Origin of the sequence: Photobacterium sp. DA100, from assembly GCF_029223585.1 — a bacterium.
In the GTDB taxonomy this organism is placed as follows: domain Bacteria; phylum Pseudomonadota; class Gammaproteobacteria; order Enterobacterales; family Vibrionaceae; genus Photobacterium.
The window spans coordinates 95,962-111,550 of sequence record NZ_CP119423.1; the positions used below are offsets into that span (position 1 = coordinate 95,962).

At 54.7% G+C, this 15,589-nt stretch carries 14 protein-coding genes; 12 read left to right on the top strand and 2 right to left on the bottom strand.

Annotated elements, in window-relative coordinates:
- The first annotated feature begins 12 nt into the window (after nucleotides 1-12).
- The 9 genes from ftsY (at nucleotide 13) to glpD (ending at nucleotide 9,966) form a co-directional block, all read left to right on the top strand.
- Nucleotides 13-1,365 carry a signal recognition particle-docking protein FtsY gene (ftsY, locus tag PTW35_RS00470; protein WP_281026093.1) on the top strand — a complete coding sequence of 451 codons (1,353 nt, stop codon included), beginning with the start codon at nucleotides 13-15 and terminating at the stop codon, nucleotides 1,363-1,365.
- Between the two features lie 3 nt (nucleotides 1,366-1,368).
- Nucleotides 1,369-2,040 (top strand): cell division ATP-binding protein FtsE, encoded by a 672-nt coding sequence (gene ftsE / locus PTW35_RS00475; protein WP_281026094.1) that lies wholly within the window; start codon nucleotides 1,369-1,371, stop codon nucleotides 2,038-2,040.
- Nucleotides 2,027-2,953, top strand: a complete 927-nt coding sequence (gene ftsX / locus PTW35_RS00480; RefSeq protein ID WP_281026095.1) for a permease-like cell division protein FtsX — start codon at nucleotides 2,027-2,029, stop codon at nucleotides 2,951-2,953. The genes ftsE and ftsX overlap by 14 nt, the downstream gene beginning before the upstream one ends.
- Before the next feature lie 122 nt (nucleotides 2,954-3,075).
- Nucleotides 3,076-3,936, top strand: a complete 861-nt coding sequence (gene rpoH / locus PTW35_RS00485; protein ID WP_281026096.1) for an RNA polymerase sigma factor RpoH — start codon at nucleotides 3,076-3,078, stop codon at nucleotides 3,934-3,936.
- Between the two features lie 473 nt (nucleotides 3,937-4,409).
- Nucleotides 4,410-4,739 carry a thiosulfate sulfurtransferase GlpE gene (gene glpE, locus PTW35_RS00490; protein WP_281027407.1) on the top strand — a complete coding sequence of 110 codons (330 nt, stop codon included), beginning with the start codon at nucleotides 4,410-4,412 and terminating at the stop codon, nucleotides 4,737-4,739.
- A gap of 84 nt (nucleotides 4,740-4,823) precedes the next feature.
- The gene (gene glpG / locus PTW35_RS00495; protein WP_281026097.1) at nucleotides 4,824-5,654 is read left to right on the top strand and encodes a rhomboid family intramembrane serine protease GlpG; all 831 of its coding nucleotides are present in this window, start codon (nucleotides 4,824-4,826) and stop codon (nucleotides 5,652-5,654) included.
- 269 nt (nucleotides 5,655-5,923) lie between these two features.
- Nucleotides 5,924-7,294 carry a glycerol-3-phosphate transporter gene (gene glpT, locus PTW35_RS00500; protein ID WP_281026098.1) on the top strand — a complete coding sequence of 457 codons (1,371 nt, stop codon included), beginning with the start codon at nucleotides 5,924-5,926 and terminating at the stop codon, nucleotides 7,292-7,294.
- A gap of 168 nt (nucleotides 7,295-7,462) precedes the next feature.
- Complete coding sequence (locus tag PTW35_RS00505) at nucleotides 7,463-8,224, top strand: DeoR/GlpR family transcriptional regulator (protein ID WP_281026099.1); 762 nt, start codon at nucleotides 7,463-7,465, stop codon at nucleotides 8,222-8,224.
- Between the two features lie 227 nt (nucleotides 8,225-8,451).
- Nucleotides 8,452-9,966 (top strand): glycerol-3-phosphate dehydrogenase, encoded by a 1,515-nt coding sequence (glpD, locus tag PTW35_RS00510; protein WP_281026100.1) that lies wholly within the window; start codon nucleotides 8,452-8,454, stop codon nucleotides 9,964-9,966.
- Between the two features lie 72 nt (nucleotides 9,967-10,038).
- Here the strand turns inward: glpD and PTW35_RS00515 are convergent, their stop codons facing one another.
- A complete protein-coding gene (locus tag PTW35_RS00515; RefSeq protein ID WP_281026101.1) occupies nucleotides 10,039-10,452 on the bottom strand; it encodes a flagellar basal body-associated protein FliL in 414 nt (137 codons plus the stop codon).
- A gap of 169 nt (nucleotides 10,453-10,621) precedes the next feature.
- Between PTW35_RS00515 and PTW35_RS00520 the strand changes: the two genes are divergently transcribed.
- A complete protein-coding gene (locus PTW35_RS00520; protein WP_281026102.1) occupies nucleotides 10,622-11,167 on the top strand; it encodes a chorismate lyase in 546 nt (181 codons plus the stop codon).
- Nucleotides 11,158-12,018, top strand: coding sequence for a 4-hydroxybenzoate octaprenyltransferase (gene ubiA / locus PTW35_RS00525; protein ID WP_281026103.1), 861 nt, complete (start codon nucleotides 11,158-11,160; stop codon nucleotides 12,016-12,018). The genes PTW35_RS00520 and ubiA overlap by 10 nt, the downstream gene beginning before the upstream one ends.
- Nucleotides 12,019-12,217: 199 nt before the next feature.
- On the opposite strand, the gene plsB is transcribed toward ubiA, so the two are convergent.
- Nucleotides 12,218-14,668, bottom strand: coding sequence for a glycerol-3-phosphate 1-O-acyltransferase PlsB (gene plsB / locus PTW35_RS00530; protein WP_281026104.1), 2,451 nt, complete (start codon nucleotides 14,666-14,668; stop codon nucleotides 12,218-12,220).
- 279 nt (nucleotides 14,669-14,947) lie between these two features.
- Between plsB and lexA the strand changes: the two genes are divergently transcribed.
- On the top strand, nucleotides 14,948-15,565 hold the full coding sequence (gene lexA, locus PTW35_RS00535; RefSeq protein WP_281026105.1) for a transcriptional repressor LexA: 618 nt from the start codon (nucleotides 14,948-14,950) through the stop codon (nucleotides 15,563-15,565).
- Nucleotides 15,566-15,589 lie beyond the last annotated feature (24 nt).

Consider the following 15,589-nt stretch of genomic DNA (forward strand, 5'->3'; position numbering starts at 1 on the left):
TAGGATTTGCCAATGGCAGAAAAAAAGAAACGCGGATTATTTTCGTGGTTGGGTTTTGGCTCTGAGGAGCAGACCGAGCAAACCGAACAAAATCAAGAACAATCAACGGTTTCAGCTGAGGCTGAAGCGGTAAAAGAACAACCGAATGAATCGCTAGACGCCGAGGCGGCAGCGAAAGCCGAAGCCGAGGCAGCAGCAAAAGCGGCGGCGGAAGCCGAAGCCGAGGCAGCAGCGAAAGCGGCGGCGGAAGCCGAAGCCGAGGCAGCAGCGAAAGCGGCGGCGGAAGCCGAAGCCGAGGCAGCAGCGAAAGCGGCGGCGGAAGCCGAAGCCGAGGCAGCAGCGAAAGCGGTGGCGGAAGCCGAAGCCGAGGCCCAGGTCGTGGCCGAAGAAGAAGCCAAGGCCCAGCTACAAGAAGCCGAGGCTCTGCAGGAAAAACCGAAGAGCGAAGGCTTCTTCGCCCGCCTGATGCGTGGCCTGAAGAAGACCAAGACCAATTTCGGCTCGGGGTTTGCCGGCCTGTTCCGCGGCAAGAAAATCGACGACGAGCTGTTTGAGGAGTTGGAAGAGCAGCTGCTGGTGGCCGATGTCGGTATGGATACTACTCTCAAAATCATTGAGAACCTGACCGATAAAGCGGATCGCAAGTCGCTCAAAGATGGCGATGCCCTGTACGGCTTGCTGAAAGAAGAGCTGTCCGGCATGCTGGCTAAGGTCGAACAGCCTCTGGTGATTGACCAAGCCAAGAAGCCTTACGTGATCTTGATGGTTGGCGTGAACGGGGTCGGTAAGACAACGACTATAGGCAAGCTGGCCAAGCAATTCCAGAGCCAGGGCAAGTCGGTGATGCTGGCCGCTGGCGATACTTTCCGTGCAGCGGCGGTCGAGCAGCTGCAGGTATGGGGTGAGCGTAACAACGTCCCGGTTGTGGCGCAGCACACTGGTGCGGACAGTGCTTCGGTGATCTTCGATGCGATCGAGTCGGCCAAGGCGAAGAACGTCGATGTGGTGATCGCCGATACTGCAGGTCGTCTGCAGAACAAAGGCAACCTGATGGAAGAGCTGCGCAAGATCGTCCGCGTGATGAAGAAGGTGGATCCGCATGCACCGCATGAAATCATGCTGACGGTTGATGCTGGCACCGGCCAGAATGCCATCAGTCAGGCCAAGTTGTTCAGCGAGGTGGCACCGGTAACCGGCATTACCCTGACCAAGCTGGATGGGACCGCCAAGGGCGGGGTGATCTTTGCCATCGCCGATCAGTTCAATATCCCAATCCGCTACATCGGTATCGGTGAGGGGATCGAAGATTTGCGCCCGTTTGCGGCGGATGAGTTTATCGAAGCGTTGTTTAGTGACGAGGAATAAGGTGTGATTCGGTTTCAGCAGGTAAGTAAGGCTTATCGGGGCGGACGCCAGGCCCTGCAAAAGGTCGATTTCCATCTGCAGCCCGCAGATATGGCGTTCCTGACCGGGCACTCGGGTGCGGGTAAGAGTACTCTGCTGAAGCTGATCTGTGCCATCGAGCGGCCGAGTGACGGCAAGATCATGTTCAATGGACATGATATTACCCGCATTGATAACAAGCAGATCCCGTTTCTGCGCCGCAATATCGGGATTATTTTTCAGGATCACAAGTTGTTGATGGATAGAACCATCTACGACAATGTGGCCCTGCCGCTGCGGGTTGAGCAGGCGACCGAGAACGAGATCAAGCGCCGGGCTTCGGCGGCTCTAGACAAGGTCGGGCTGCTGGACAAGGCCCGTTGTTTGCCGATGCAGCTATCGGGGGGAGAGCAGCAGCGGGTGGGTATTGCCCGGGCTATCGTCAATAAGCCGATGCTGCTGTTGGCCGACGAGCCGACCGGTAATCTCGATGCGGCCCTGTCGCGCCAGATCATGGCGCTGTTCGAAGAGTTCAACCGGGTCGGGGTCACGGTGCTGATGGCGACCCATGATACTTCGCTGCTGACCACCCATCACTACCGCCGGTTGGATCTGTATCAGGGACAGTTAAGGGAGTTAGCCAGTGGCGCAAAATAAAACGGGCTTTTTTGCCCTGCACAAACAGCAATGTAAGCAGTCGCTTACCGACATGATGCGCCGCCCGCTCGGCAACATACTGACCTTGGCAGTGTTGGCGTTTGCGCTGACGTTGCCTGCCAGTTTCTATTTATTCGCCAAAAATGTCACCATGGTGGCCCAGGTGTGGCAAAGCCCGACCCAAATGACGGTGTACCTCGAGCCAGCGATCTCGGCAGGACAGGCCAAGCAGCTGCATAATGAGTTGGCGGCATGGCCGGAAATCGCCGACCTGGAATCGATCTCGCCCGAGCAGGGGCTGGCTGAGTTCCGCCAGCAGGCCGGATTTGAACAGGCCCTGAGCTTGCTGGATGACAACCCGCTGCCGGCGGTGTTAATTATCAAGCCGACCGAGGCATGGCAAATGGATGCCAAGGCCACTGACCTGGCCTCGCGCTTGCGGGTGCAAAACGGGGTAGATGAGGTCAGGCTGGATAGCGACTGGCTCCAGCGTTTGGCTGCGATTAAGCAACTTGTCATTATTCTGGCTATGATTATTTCCGGGCTGATGCTTTTTGCTGTGTTCTTGGTTGTCGGTAATACCCTGCGTTTGCAGGTGCTCAACCAGCGCGATGAAATCCAGGTGATGAAACTGGTTGGGGCGACGGACAGTTTTATCCTGCGCCCGTACCTCTATACCGGTGTTTGGTATGGGGTGATCGGCGGAGTGGCCGCCTGGTTGCTGACCGCACTGGTTGCGATGCTGCTTGATGGCGCCGTGGCTAATTTGGCAGATTTGTATGACAGCCCGTTTAGAATGATCGGTTTAGGTTGGGATGAGTCATTGATCTTATTGATGATCTCGGCGTTTCTAGGACTGCTGGCAGCCCGTTTGTCGGCGGGACGCCATTTGAAAGAAATTGAACCTATCTGACATTTTTGACTCTATAAATGGTGTAAATTACGCGGCTTGCTTGCAATGAGGCCTGTTTTACAGGCATCATTGTCGGTTCATGCAATTTCTCATTGGTACAAAAAATAAACGAGGTTTGTTGAATGGCACAAGAGATGACTTCAATGGCTCTGGTTACTGCAGATAGTCTGGATAGCTATGTCCAGAGCGTCAACAGCTATCCTATGCTGTCGGCTGAGCAGGAGCGCGAGTTAGCTGAGCGTCTTCATTTCGATGGTGATCTCAATGCGGCAAAGGCATTGGTCATGTCCCATCTGCGCTTTGTTGTTCACATTGCTCGTGGCTACTCTGGCTACGGCTTGCCAATGGCTGATCTGGTTCAGGAAGGTAACATTGGCCTGATGAAAGCGGTCAAGCGTTTCAACCCGGAAGTGGGTGTTCGCTTGGTGTCGTTTGCAGTTCACTGGATCAAAGCTGAAATCCACGAATACGTGCTGCGTAACTGGCGTATCGTCAAGGTTGCAACTACCAAGGCACAGCGCAAATTGTTCTTCAACCTGCGCAAGGCGAAGAAGCGCCTTGGCTGGTTCAACAATGACGAAGTGGCAATGGTTGCTGAGCAACTTGGTGTGGAGGCGAATGAAGTTCGCGAGATGGAATCCCGCCTTGCCGCCCAGGATCCTGCTTTCGAAATGCCAGCAGAAGATGATGATCGTGAGGCCAGCTACAGTGCCCCGGCATATTATCTTGAGGATAAATCATCAGACGTTGCGTTAAGTGTTGAAGAAAACAACTGGGAAACGCACGCCAACAACCGTTTGTCGAATGCCCTGGCGAGCCTGGATGAGCGAAGCCAGCATATCGTGCGTTCGCGTTGGCTTGAAGATAACAAAGCGACTTTGCAGGAGCTGGCAGAACACTACCAGGTCTCCGCTGAGCGGATCCGCCAGTTGGAGAAAAATGCGATGAAAAAGCTCAAGGAAGCCGTCGGTGACTTTGCCTAAGGATCCTGGGTAATTTATCCACAAATCGCAAAGAAAGAAAACCAGCCTGAGGCTGGTTTTTTTGTACCTAAAATCTGAGAGATACCTCACAAAAGCATGGAGAAATGTGAACTCGAATTGAAGTTATCCACAGGTTTTTGCATGATCCGATCTATATATAGTGGATCCAAATTGGCCGGGACACATTATCAACGCAATTCACAGATTTTTCCACAGCTGGTGGTGTTTTGATCATCTTGCTGTGGCCGTGGTGGCCAAGGGCGTTGCTAGCCCTTGCCGTACGGGGCTTTGCCGCTGTTTGGCCGGTGATGGTTAACCCTATTTTTTCGATGGGGTTGTGAGTAACTTGATCGGGTACAATGGGAAAACACGACGGTACGTGGTGGTCATGGCCAAAACGGACGATCGTCACATTTTTATCGGGCGGGATGATCCTGCCTGTTGATCATTACCAACAAGAGTCAGCGTATTTTATGGACCAATTTGCACATATTTCTGTCGAGAAGGCCTACCAGTTGCTAACCCGGGAAGGTAGCGAAGCGGTACTGGTCGATATTCGGGATCCCCAGTCCTATGCCTTGAACCATCCGGAAGGCGCCTTCCACCTAACTAATGATACAATGGTGGCGTTTATGGATGAGGTTGATTTCGAGCAACCTGTGATAGTGATGTGCTACCACGGCATCAGCAGCCAAGGCGCTGCCCAATATCTTATCCATCAGGGCTACGACTGTGTCTACAGCCTCGATGGGGGATTTGAAGCCTGGAAGCGCAGCGCATACCCGTGTATCCAGATGGCCTGAGTGGCAGGCGATGGTGGGGCGGGGCAGGTATCGCTCGGTCTGATAACCTTATGATGCCGAAAGCCCTTCACTGTGGAGACTGATATGCACCGCTTAGCCGGATTGGACAACCCTCGCCAGGCCCAGGCTTTTATTGATTATATGGCCTCACGAGGCATTTCGCTGGTGATGGCCCCGGAGCCGGAAGGGTTGTTTGCTCTTTGGCTGGAAGATGGGCAGCATTTGGTGGAGGCAGAAGCGGAGCTCAACCAGTTTCTCGCCAATCCTTATGATCGCAAATACCAGGCGGCCTCGTGGGATGTTGCCGAAAGCCGCACGGCCAAGTTTTACTACCGGAGCCCCAGTTTGCTCGGGTTGATCCGCGCCCAGGCGGGCCCTTTCACCTTGCTGGTGATGGCCGCCTCTGTGGCGATTTATCTGCTGTGGCTATTCGGTATGCAGCAACCGGTCTTCAGCTTGATGCATTTTCCGTTGATGGACGGCGATGAGTGGCAGCTATGGCGTTTTTTCTCCCATGCCCTCATTCACTTCTCGACCCTGCATGTGATTTTCAATTGCCTGTGGTGGTGGATCCTCGGTGGTCAGTTGGAGCGGCACAGCGGCAGCGCCAAGCTGCTTCAGGTGTTCCTGATATCGGCGCTGGTATCGGGCTTTGCCCAGTTCTGGTTCCATGGTCCGAATTTTGGTGGCTTGTCAGGCGTGGTGTACGCGCTACTGGGCTATATCTGGTGGATGGGCTGGCTGGCACCTCAGCGCGGCCTGTCGATCCCCAAGCCTTACGTGGTCTTTATGCTGGTTTGGCTGGTACTGGGCTTTGCCGATATCCTGGGGATGTCGGTGGCCAATATGGCTCATCTATTCGGTTTGCTCAGCGGCTGCGCCCTCGGCTGGGCGGATGCCAAACTTCGCCGCTAGGCCGATATGGCCACTATAAAGAGGTGAATATCCGGCTGCGGATGTTCACCTTTTTTGTTGATATGTCAAACCCGCTCGTAGTTCCGCCAAAATCTCCCGCTTTTCTCGCCAGAGTTAGTGATTAAATCTACCTATTTGACATTATTCACATTTTCTTACCTTCATTAGAGCAATAATTTGCATACATTGAGCGTTATTGATTATTTTCGCTCGTCTTGTACTCGTTTGTACCCATACCATCGCAAAAACACTATAAAAAGGAACATTCTATGTTTGGTATTTTCAAACCGGCTATGCATCGGGAGCGTCTGCCCGATGGCCAGGTTGACTCCGCTTATCAGCGCCTGCGCTGGCAGCTGTTTGCCGGTATTTTCATTGGCTACGCTGGCTACTACCTTGTTCGAAAAAATTTCAGCCTGGCGATGCCTTACCTGATCGAAGAATACGGTTACAGCCGCGGGGATCTGGGTGTTGCCCTGGCCGCCGTCTCTATCGCCTACGGCCTGTCGAAATTCCTGATGGGCAGCGTCTCTGATCGTTCTAACCCGCGCTATTTCCTCGCGGCCGGTCTGAGCATGTCGGCTATCGTAATGCTGTGCTTTGGCTTTATGCCGTGGGCAACGGGCAGTATCGCGGCCATGTTTATCCTGCTGTTCCTCAACGGCTGGTTCCAGGGCATGGGGTGGCCTGCTTGCGGCCGGACCATGGTGCACTGGTGGTCCCGCAAGGAAAGGGGTGAGGTTGTCTCGGTCTGGAACGTGGCCCACAACGTGGGCGGCGGCTTGATTGGACCTATGTTCCTGCTAGGCCTGTGGGCATTCAACGATGACTGGAAAGCGGCTTTCTATGTACCGGCATTCTTTGCCTTGCTGGTAGCCGCATTCACCCTGTTGGTAATGCGTGATACCCCGCAGTCGTGTGGCCTGCCTTCCATTGAAGAGCACAAGAATGACTACCCGGATAGCTATGATGTTTCTCACGAGCAGGAAATGACCGCCAAGGAAATCTTCTTCAAGTACGTGTTCAACAACAAGCTGTTGTGGTTCATTGCGGTAGCCAACGCCTTTGTCTACCTGATCCGCTACGGGGTATTGGACTGGGCACCGGTTTACCTGAGCGAAGTGAAGCATTTCACCGTCGACAAGTCGTCTTGGGCCTACTTCCTGTACGAGTGGGCGGGGATCCCAGGTACGCTGCTGTGTGGTTGGATGTCAGATAAATTCTTCAAGGGCCGCCGGGCACCGGCAGGTATTCTGTTCATGGCACTGGTGACCATCGCGGTACTGGTCTACTGGTTCAACCCTGCAGGTAACCCGACGGTCGATATGGCCGCCCTGGTTGCTATCGGCTTCCTGATCTACGGTCCGGTGATGCTGATTGGCCTGTACGCGCTTGAGTTGGCACCGAAGAAAGCGGCAGGTACTGCAGCTGGCCTGACAGGATTGTTTGGTTATTTGGGTGGTGCGGTAGCGGCGAACGCTATCTTGGGCTACACCGTTGACCACTTCGGCTGGGATGGCGGTTTCATGGTGTTGACTGCATCCTGTGGCCTATCAATCTTTTTCTTGACCCTGGCGCTGATTGGCGAAAGCCGTCTGCACCGAGAAAAAGAAGCCGGTCAGCAAGCACAAAATGCATGATTGGGAGCGCCATCATTGGCATCTTGATTAGACCCTAGGTAATATGACAAGGCTTCGCATTGTGCGGAGCCTTGTTGTTTTTCAAGTTGATCTTGCCTTAAATGATATCGATTTCATAAGACAGCTTGTTAGGGTACCAGGCCACAGCGAAAGGGAGCCGCGTCAGTCGTGAAGCAGAGTAAACGTCACCAGGAAATTATTGATCTCGTCAAAACCCAAGGCTATGTCAGCACCGATGACTTGGTTGAGCGGTTCAATGTCAGCCCGCAGACTATCCGGCGGGATCTCAACGAGCTGGCGGAAGATAACAAGATCCGCCGCCACCACGGTGGAGCCACCATCCCATCAAGCTCGGTCAATACCTCCTACAGCACCCGCAAGGTGATGCAGCTGGCCGAAAAAGATAACATCGCACAGGCAATGGTTGCCCATATCCCCGACGGCGCGACCCTGTTTATTGATATCGGTACGACACCGGAAGCGGTAGCCCGTGCGCTGCTTAACCATAACGATTTGCGTATCGTTACCAACAACCTCAATGTGGCGAGTATTCTGACCGGCAAGGATGATTTCAGGGTGATCCTCGCCGGCGGTGAAGTTCGTAACCGCGATGGGGGCATCGTCGGTGAGGCAACACTGGATTTCATCTCCCAGTTCCGCCTTGATTTCGGCATCTTGGGGATCAGTGGGATTGACCTCGACGGCTCGTTGCTCGATTTCGACTACCATGAAGTGCGGGTTAAGCAGGCGATCATTGAAAACAGCCGCTGTGTGATGCTGGGTGTCGATCATACCAAATTCGGCCGTAATGCGATGGTCAACCTGGGGGATATCAGCCAGGTTGATATGCTGTTTACCGACCAGACACCGCCTGAAGAGTTGGCCAAACGCCTGGCTGAGCATGATACTCATATAGAAATTATCCGATAGCGCTTCAATATTATAGGCTTGTAGGCCTAATCGACAGATACACCCTTAACGGGCTGCTTAATAAGCAGCCCGTTTTTTTTCGTGAAATGCCATGCTGGTCATGATTACTTAAACATTCGAGCACAATAATGATGATCTCAATCAATTTATTGTCTATAGTGTTCGTAATCGAGCGTTTGTGCGCGAAAACGAACATTAAAACGAAAGTCAGTAGTCGAGGTGGTGAAATGGCAGCAAAAAACGAAGTGTTGGATCTGATTGTCGTCGGTGGCGGTATCAACGGGGCCGGTATCGCGGCGGATGCCGCGGGGCGTGGCCTCAGTGTCGGCCTTTACGAAGCGCAGGATTTTGCATCGGCAACCTCGTCGGCCAGCTCGAAGCTGATCCATGGCGGCCTGCGTTACCTCGAGCATTACGAGTTTCGCTTGGTCGGCGAAGCGCTGGCCGAGCGGGAAGTACTGCTGAAAAAAATCCCCCATATTGCCCGCCCGATGCGCTTTCGTCTGCCGCACCGTCCGCATTTGCGCCCGGCGTGGATGATCCGCGCCGGACTGTTCCTCTATGACCACCTTGGCAAGCGCACCACACTGCCGGCAAGCTGCGGCCTGAAGTTTGGGGCCGATTCGGTCTTGGTACCGGAAATTACCAAGGGTTTTGAATATTCCGACTGCTGGGTGGATGATGCGCGCTTGGTGATCCTCAATGCGATGGAAGTGGCTCAGCGTGGCGGCGAAGTCCGCAACCGCTGTGCGGTCGAAGCCGCCGAGCGTGAAGGGGATCTGTGGCGGGTGACGGTGCGTAACGCCCTCACTGGGGAGGTGTTCGAGCGCCGCTGCCATGCCTTGGTCAATGCTGCCGGTCCATGGGTGAAAGCCTTTTACGATAACAGCCTAGCGCTGCCGTCACCGCGCAATATTCGCTTGATCAAGGGCTCCCACATTGTGGTTCCGCGGGTCCATGGTGAGGAGCAGGCGTATATCCTGCAAAATGAAGACAGCCGTATTGTGTTTGTGATCCCGTATCTCGACCGCTTTTCGATCATCGGCACCACGGATGTTGAGTACCAAGGGGATCCGCGCGAGGTCGCGATTGATGACAATGAAATCGGCTATCTGTTGGATGTCTACAATAACCATTTCGTCAACAAGCTCGATCGTGACGATGTAGCATGGACCTACAGCGGGGTGCGCCCACTGTGTGACGATGAGTCTGACTCGCCGCAGGCCATCACCCGTGACTATACGCTGGAGCTGGAGCAGGAAGGCAATCAGGCACCGCTGCTGTCGATTTTCGGCGGCAAGCTGACGACGTACCGCAAACTGGCCGAGACCGCGATGGCCAAGCTGGCGCCGTTCTTCCCGCACATGGCCCAGCCGTGGACGGCGGATGCCTACCTGCCGGGCGGTGAAGCTGGCTATGATGCCAAGGCGCAGGCCGCTGATCTGCATCAGCGTTTCCCGTGGTTGGAGGCGGTGGCCGCCGAGCGGATGGCGACCAACTACGGCAACCGCAGCGCAGATATCTTTATCGGTGTCGCTAGCGAAGCCGATATGGGGCAGCATTTTGGCGCCGGCTTCTATGCCAAGGAGCTGGACTACCTGCTGCGCTACGAATTTGTCCAGCAGGCAGAAGACGTATTGTGGCGTCGCAGCAAACTGGGTCTGTATCTCAACCAAGAGCAGCAACAGCAAGTGGCCGAGTACATTACTACCTGGCACGCTTTCCACGAGAATGCGGCTTGATAAAAGTGGATGTTAGCACACACAGCAACAAAGGCGCCTGGGGCGCCTTTGTTGTGTCTGGGAGCTATCGATTTACTGGTAAAGGTACTTGGTAAATAGCAGCTCGGTCAGCAGCCGTTTGTTGGTCTCGATAAGCAGCAGCTCGTTGACCTTGTTCAGGCACGCCTGGCGGATTTCCTCGCGGCCCGCCAGCGATTTGACCCTGGCTTCGGACTGCTGGCCGATAATACTGATGATGGCATCGCGGATCAGCGGGGCATGGTGCTCGACTTCTGGGATCAGTGATGGGTCGGCCACCATCAGATCAACCTGCAGGCGGAGATAACCGATTTTCTTGCCTTGGGTAACATAATTGGTCGTAATGTCCGGGGCCAAGGTGTAATAGGTGTATTGTGGGGTGGCAAGGGCCTCATCGTTGGCCTGGGCAGACATTGGCACTAGTAAGCTCGCCAATAGGATAAGTAATCCAGGTAAAGTCAATTTCATTATGATGCTCATAGAGTTATTGGTTTTTATGGCTGCAAATGAGTTTCTTTCGATCGTAACGATATTCGTACTGGTTACAGCTTGCTACAATAGTGTTTCTTCATGGTAATAAATTAACCTTGATCTACCAAGCCCTAGCTGGCGATTGGGTAGAGATTTTGTTGGAAAGATGTCGAAATTCAAACAGTTGTACAAGCCCTTGCTAGATAGTGCCCAATGGCTGGCGCCGGAAGAGACAGTCATTGAAGGGACCGAATTTGGGCATTGGTTGTTGGAGCTGGACTCCTTGTCGCGTCGGTTTGAGCGCCATTGCCAGGCTTTTACCGTGTCGCTGGAGGAGCAGAGCCAGATCAGCCGTGAACGCCTAACGGGGGATGAACGCGCCCTGATTGGTGATGTTGATTGTCTGCTGCGCAAGGTGGTGCTCAAGGGGGACGGGGTACCGTGGGTCTTTGCCAGAACATTGATCCCGCTGACTACCCTGACAGGCCAGGAGCAGGACTTGGCACAACTGGGGGAGATGCCGCTCGGTTTCCGGGTCTTTACCGACCGCACCGCACGCCGTGATGCGTTGGTGATCGCCAATGTCGGCAGTGAGGATAAGCCCGTCTGGGCCCGCCGCTCACGGTTGTGGCTCAATGACAAGCCGCTGTTGGTGGCCGAGCTGTTTTTGCAGGAAGCACCTATATATAAGGAGACCCTAAGTTGGAAATGACCAAGATGAAAGCGTTCTGGCAGCTGGCGCGCTTCGATCGCCCGATTGGTAGCCTGTTGCTTTTGTGGCCGACACTGTGGGCGTTGTTTCTGGCTGCGGAAGGCATGCCCAATCCCCATGTGATGCTGGTATTTGTACTCGGGGTGATTTTCATGCGGGCGGCCGGGTGTGTGATCAACGACTTTGCCGACCGTAACTTCGACGGCCATGTCAAGCGTACCGCCCAGCGGCCGATGCCATCGGGCAAGGTGTCTGAGCGCGAGGCGCTAGCCTTGTTCGGCTTGTTGGTGTTGGTATCATTCCTGCTGGTGCTGACCATGAACACCCTGACCATCATGCTGTCGGTGGTGGCGGTGATATTGGCCGCGGCTTATCCGTTCATGAAGCGCTATACCCATTTGCCTCAGCTGGTGCTGGGGATGGCGTTCGGCTGGTCGATCCCTATGGCGTATGCGGCCCAGGCCGGTGAGTTGCCGGCGGTGGCATGGCTGCTGTTTGTCGCCAATATCTTGTGGACTATCGCTTACGATACCCAGTATGCCATGGTTGATCGCGATGATGACGTCAAGGTGGGTATCAAATCTACCGCGATCTTGTTTGGTCGGTTTGACAAGATGCTCATCGGCTTGCTGCAGCTGGGTACCTTGGTGCTGTTGATTGCCGTTGGTGCGATCGAAGGGATGTCGCAGGTCTATTACTGGTGTTTGCTGTTGGCCTCGTCGCTGTTTGTGTACCAGCAAATGCTGATCCGCGGCCGCGAGCGCGAGCCGTGTTTCAAGGCGTTCCTGAACAACAATTATGTTGGCATGCTGATCTGTATCGGCATCGTGGTCAGTACGTATCTGGCCTAAATAGCCCGCCGTTCCCACTATCGAAAAGCGCCGTTTAGGGCGCTTTTTTTGTGTCCGCCAGCCATCCCACAAAGTGGCACAGAGCTTTGGGACTATGGCTGGTCAAAAGCTCGAAAAGCAGTACGGTGGGACAAGGCATTAGGCTGGGATCAAAAAGGGCCGCCGTTCGGCAGCCCTTTGGGTGAGGTGAATTGCGCGGTTAGGCGTCGGTTTCGCTCTCGTCGCCACGGTCTTCGCGGTTCATCACCGCTTGGATGGTCAGCTTCACTTCCGGCGATACCAGGGCAGCCAATTGCTCGGCCAGCTGCTCGACCGGTTGCGATACCGCGTGGCATTCCTCGTTGAGGTAGCCTTCGCTGCGCAGGGTTTTCACCAGAGTCGCAAACACACCCTTGTCGAAGAACTCCGGCGCATTGATACCGTGCAGACGGCTCAGGCGCTGGGCCATCATCTGGCTCTGCTGCTCGAGATCGCTCTTCATCAGCTGCGGCTCGGAGTTGAGCAGGGTCAGGGCAATCGCATAACGCTGCAGGGTTTCCGAGATGGTGCGGGCCAGTAGGTGAAGCGGGCCGATACGGGCGCTGTTGAGGGTGATTTGGTCACCGTCGCGCAATACTAGGCGCTGGCGAACCAGCTCTTCCACCTGAGCTTCGATCACCGAGTCCAGTTCGTCCTTGCCATAGCGCAGGAACAGCTCTGCCTGCAGGAATGGATACAGGCGGCGGACCTGCTCGACAATCTCGCCCACGGCCAGTTCCTGGTGGTGGATGACGATATTGGCGATCAGCGACGGCATCGCGAACAGGTGGATGATGTTGTTGCGGTAGTAGGTCATCAGGATCGCCTGCTGGCGGTTCAGTGACACCATTTCCCCCAAGCTGTCGCGCTCGACCACGAACTTGTCCATTTCGATGGCATGCTTAACCATCGCTTTGGCATCTTCGTCCGGCACGGTGAACTGCTCAGAATAAGGCACATTGCGCAGCAACTGCAGGTAGCACTCAAGCTGCTGCTCCAGATCTTCACGGCTCAGTGCACGCTGGCGGGCGGCAAGCAGTGCGACCCCACACAGCGTCAGGGCATTGGTTGCCGCCGCATCGTTGATGTGGGTCATCATTTTCACTGCTAGGTCGTTGACCACCGGGTTCAGCCATTGCGGACGCTGGGGCTCGATCGGGTCAATATCCTTGTGCCACTCAGGGACATGCTCGTTGAGGTAGTGGTTGAGTGGGATTGGTTCGCCGAAGTTCACGTAGCCCTGGCCGAGGTTGCGCAGCTTGCGCAGGGTACGGATCACCTGGCCGACGTTTTCCTTCTCTTTGCGCTTGCCGCGCAGCTCTTTGGCGTAGGTCGCCACTTCCATCACGTGCTCGTAGCCGATATAGACCGGCACCAGGGTCACCGGGCGGTTGAGGCCGCGCAGCATCGCCTGGATGGTCATCGACAGCATACCGGTTTTGGCCGGTAGCAAACGGCCGGTCCGGGAGCGGCCGCCTTCACTGAAGTATTCAACCGAATAGCCCTTGGCAAATAGCTCGGCCAGGTATTCACGGAATACGGTGGAGTACAGGCGGTTGCCCTTGAAGCTACGGCGGATAAAGAACGCACCACCACGGCGGAAGATAGGGCCGGCCGGGAAGAAGTTCAGGTTGATACCGGCTGCAATGTGCGGTGGCACCAAGCCTTCCTGATAAAGCACGTAAGACAGCAGCAGGTAGTCCATGTGGCTGCGGTGGCATGGCACGTAGACAATCTCGTGGCCGTCTTGGGCCAGCTTGCGTACCTGCTTGGCATTGTGGATATTCAGCCCCTGGTAGAGCTTGTTCCACAGCCAGCCGAGGAAACGGTCCCCCCGCTTGATCAGCGAGTAGGAGAAATCGGCCGCAATTTCTTCCATCATATCGACGGCTTCCTTGCGTACCTTCTCGATTGGCACATCACGGCTTGCCGCTTCTTCTGCGACAACTTTTTCAATCGCCTTGGAGTTCAGCAGGCGGTTGAACAGCACCTGGCGATCCGGCAACTTCGGCCCGGATGCGGCCAGCTGCTGGCGCGAGAAATGGATACGGGCCACCCTTGCCAGCTTGTTGGCAATCGAGTCGTCGGTACCGTGGTGATCGGCCATGTAGCGCAGCGATACTGCTGGGCTCAGGCGGACCATACAGTCGCGGCCATGGCCTAGGATGGTGAAGAACTTCTCCGGGCCATTGAGCGGGCGCAGCACTGGTTTCTGGTTCTCTTCCTTGCCGGGTTTGCGGCCCCAGAGGATAGAGGCAGGAACAACCTGAATATCCAGTTCACTGTCTTGCTTGTGGTGCTCGAGCAGGGCCGTAAAAAGATCAATCGATTCTTGCGGCAGCTCGGTCTTATCGCCGAAGACACTTGGGCCGTCGGAAATGTAGACATAGCGGACAAACTGCTGTCCGTTGAGCTCTAGCGGAGACAGCGGATCCGGCAATCCTAGTTTCTGGGTGCTGCTGCGCAGCGTCATCAAATCGGTGTTTGAGCGGAACGGCAGGATGTAAACAATCGGGCGTTCCAAATCCAATTCCAGATCCGCAACCGGATCGGAAGGAATAGAGTGGGTTTTAACCAGCAGAGAAAGCGGCAAATCCAGTATTTTTTGATAGATTTTCTGCCAACTTGACATATCTTTTACTAGCCTCGAATTCTTAATGCGTGGCAAGGATAGCAGAAAAAAACCTGTTATAAGCAGCGAAATAGCACAGACTTGCGGTTATATGACAATTTTATTGATTTAAATACCGTCTTTGGTATCGCTTTTGGGTATTAGAAATGCGGGGTTACGGTAAAGAAGGCCGGCTGGTGGATTTACGCCAATATTGTTGTTTTCCTAAACAATAACCTTTTCAAGCGAGATAACACTGGATATACTCACAGTGAACTGTATAAAAAGACAGGGTGAGTTATGAAGCCGTTAACGCCGCGCCAACAAGAAGTCTTTGATTTGATCAAAGCAAAAATTGAAGATACTGGAATGCCGCCAACACGTGCTGAAATAGCCCGTGAACTCGGCTTCCGCTCTGCCAATGCTGCCGAAGAGCACCTTAAGGCACTGGCCCGCAAGGAAGTGATTGAAATCATTCCTGGTGCCTCACGTGGGATCCGCCTGCTGGGTAGCAGCGAGGAACAAGAAAGCGGCTTGCCACTGATCGGCCAAGTCGCCGCCGGTGAGCCGATTTTGGCCCAGGAGCATGTTGAAACCCACTACGAGGTGGATCCATCGCTGTTCAAGCCCCGTGCCGACTTCCTGCTGCGAGTCAACGGGATGAGCATGAAAGATATCGGGATCATGGACGGTGATTTGCTGGCTGTGCACAAAACCCAGGATGTCCGCAACGGCCAGGTTGTGGTTGCCCGGGTTGAAGATGATGTGACGGTCAAGCGTCTTGAACGCAAGGGCGCGCAGGTGCTGCTGCATGCCGAGAACGAAGAGTTTGCTCCGATCGTGGTTGATCTCAACACCCAGCAACTGTCGATTGAAGGCATTGCGGTGGGGGTGATCCGCAACAGCGACTGGATGTAGCGGCACTGTTTTAAAAACCAGCCG

What these genes read in the sequence shown, in the direction of transcription:
- ftsY (WP_281026093.1), top strand. Translation starts at nt 13, where the DNA reads ATGGCAGAAAAAAAGAAACGCGGATTATTTTCGTGGTTGGGTTTTGGC.
- rpoH (WP_281026096.1), top strand. Translation starts at nt 3,076, where the DNA reads ATGGCACAAGAGATGACTTCAATGGCTCTGGTTACTGCAGATAGTCTG.
- glpE (WP_281027407.1), top strand. Translation starts at nt 4,410, where the DNA reads ATGGACCAATTTGCACATATTTCTGTCGAGAAGGCCTACCAGTTGCTA.
- glpG (WP_281026097.1), top strand. Translation starts at nt 4,824, where the DNA reads ATGCACCGCTTAGCCGGATTGGACAACCCTCGCCAGGCCCAGGCTTTT.
- glpT (WP_281026098.1), top strand. Translation starts at nt 5,924, where the DNA reads ATGTTTGGTATTTTCAAACCGGCTATGCATCGGGAGCGTCTGCCCGAT.
- glpD (WP_281026100.1), top strand. Translation starts at nt 8,452, where the DNA reads ATGGCAGCAAAAAACGAAGTGTTGGATCTGATTGTCGTCGGTGGCGGT.
- PTW35_RS00515 (WP_281026101.1), bottom strand. Translation starts at nt 10,452, where the DNA reads ATGAAATTGACTTTACCTGGATTACTTATCCTATTGGCGAGCTTACTA.
- PTW35_RS00520 (WP_281026102.1), top strand. Translation starts at nt 10,622, where the DNA reads ATGTCGAAATTCAAACAGTTGTACAAGCCCTTGCTAGATAGTGCCCAA.
- plsB (WP_281026104.1), bottom strand. Translation starts at nt 14,668, where the DNA reads ATGTCAAGTTGGCAGAAAATCTATCAAAAAATACTGGATTTGCCGCTT.
- lexA (WP_281026105.1), top strand. Translation starts at nt 14,948, where the DNA reads ATGAAGCCGTTAACGCCGCGCCAACAAGAAGTCTTTGATTTGATCAAA.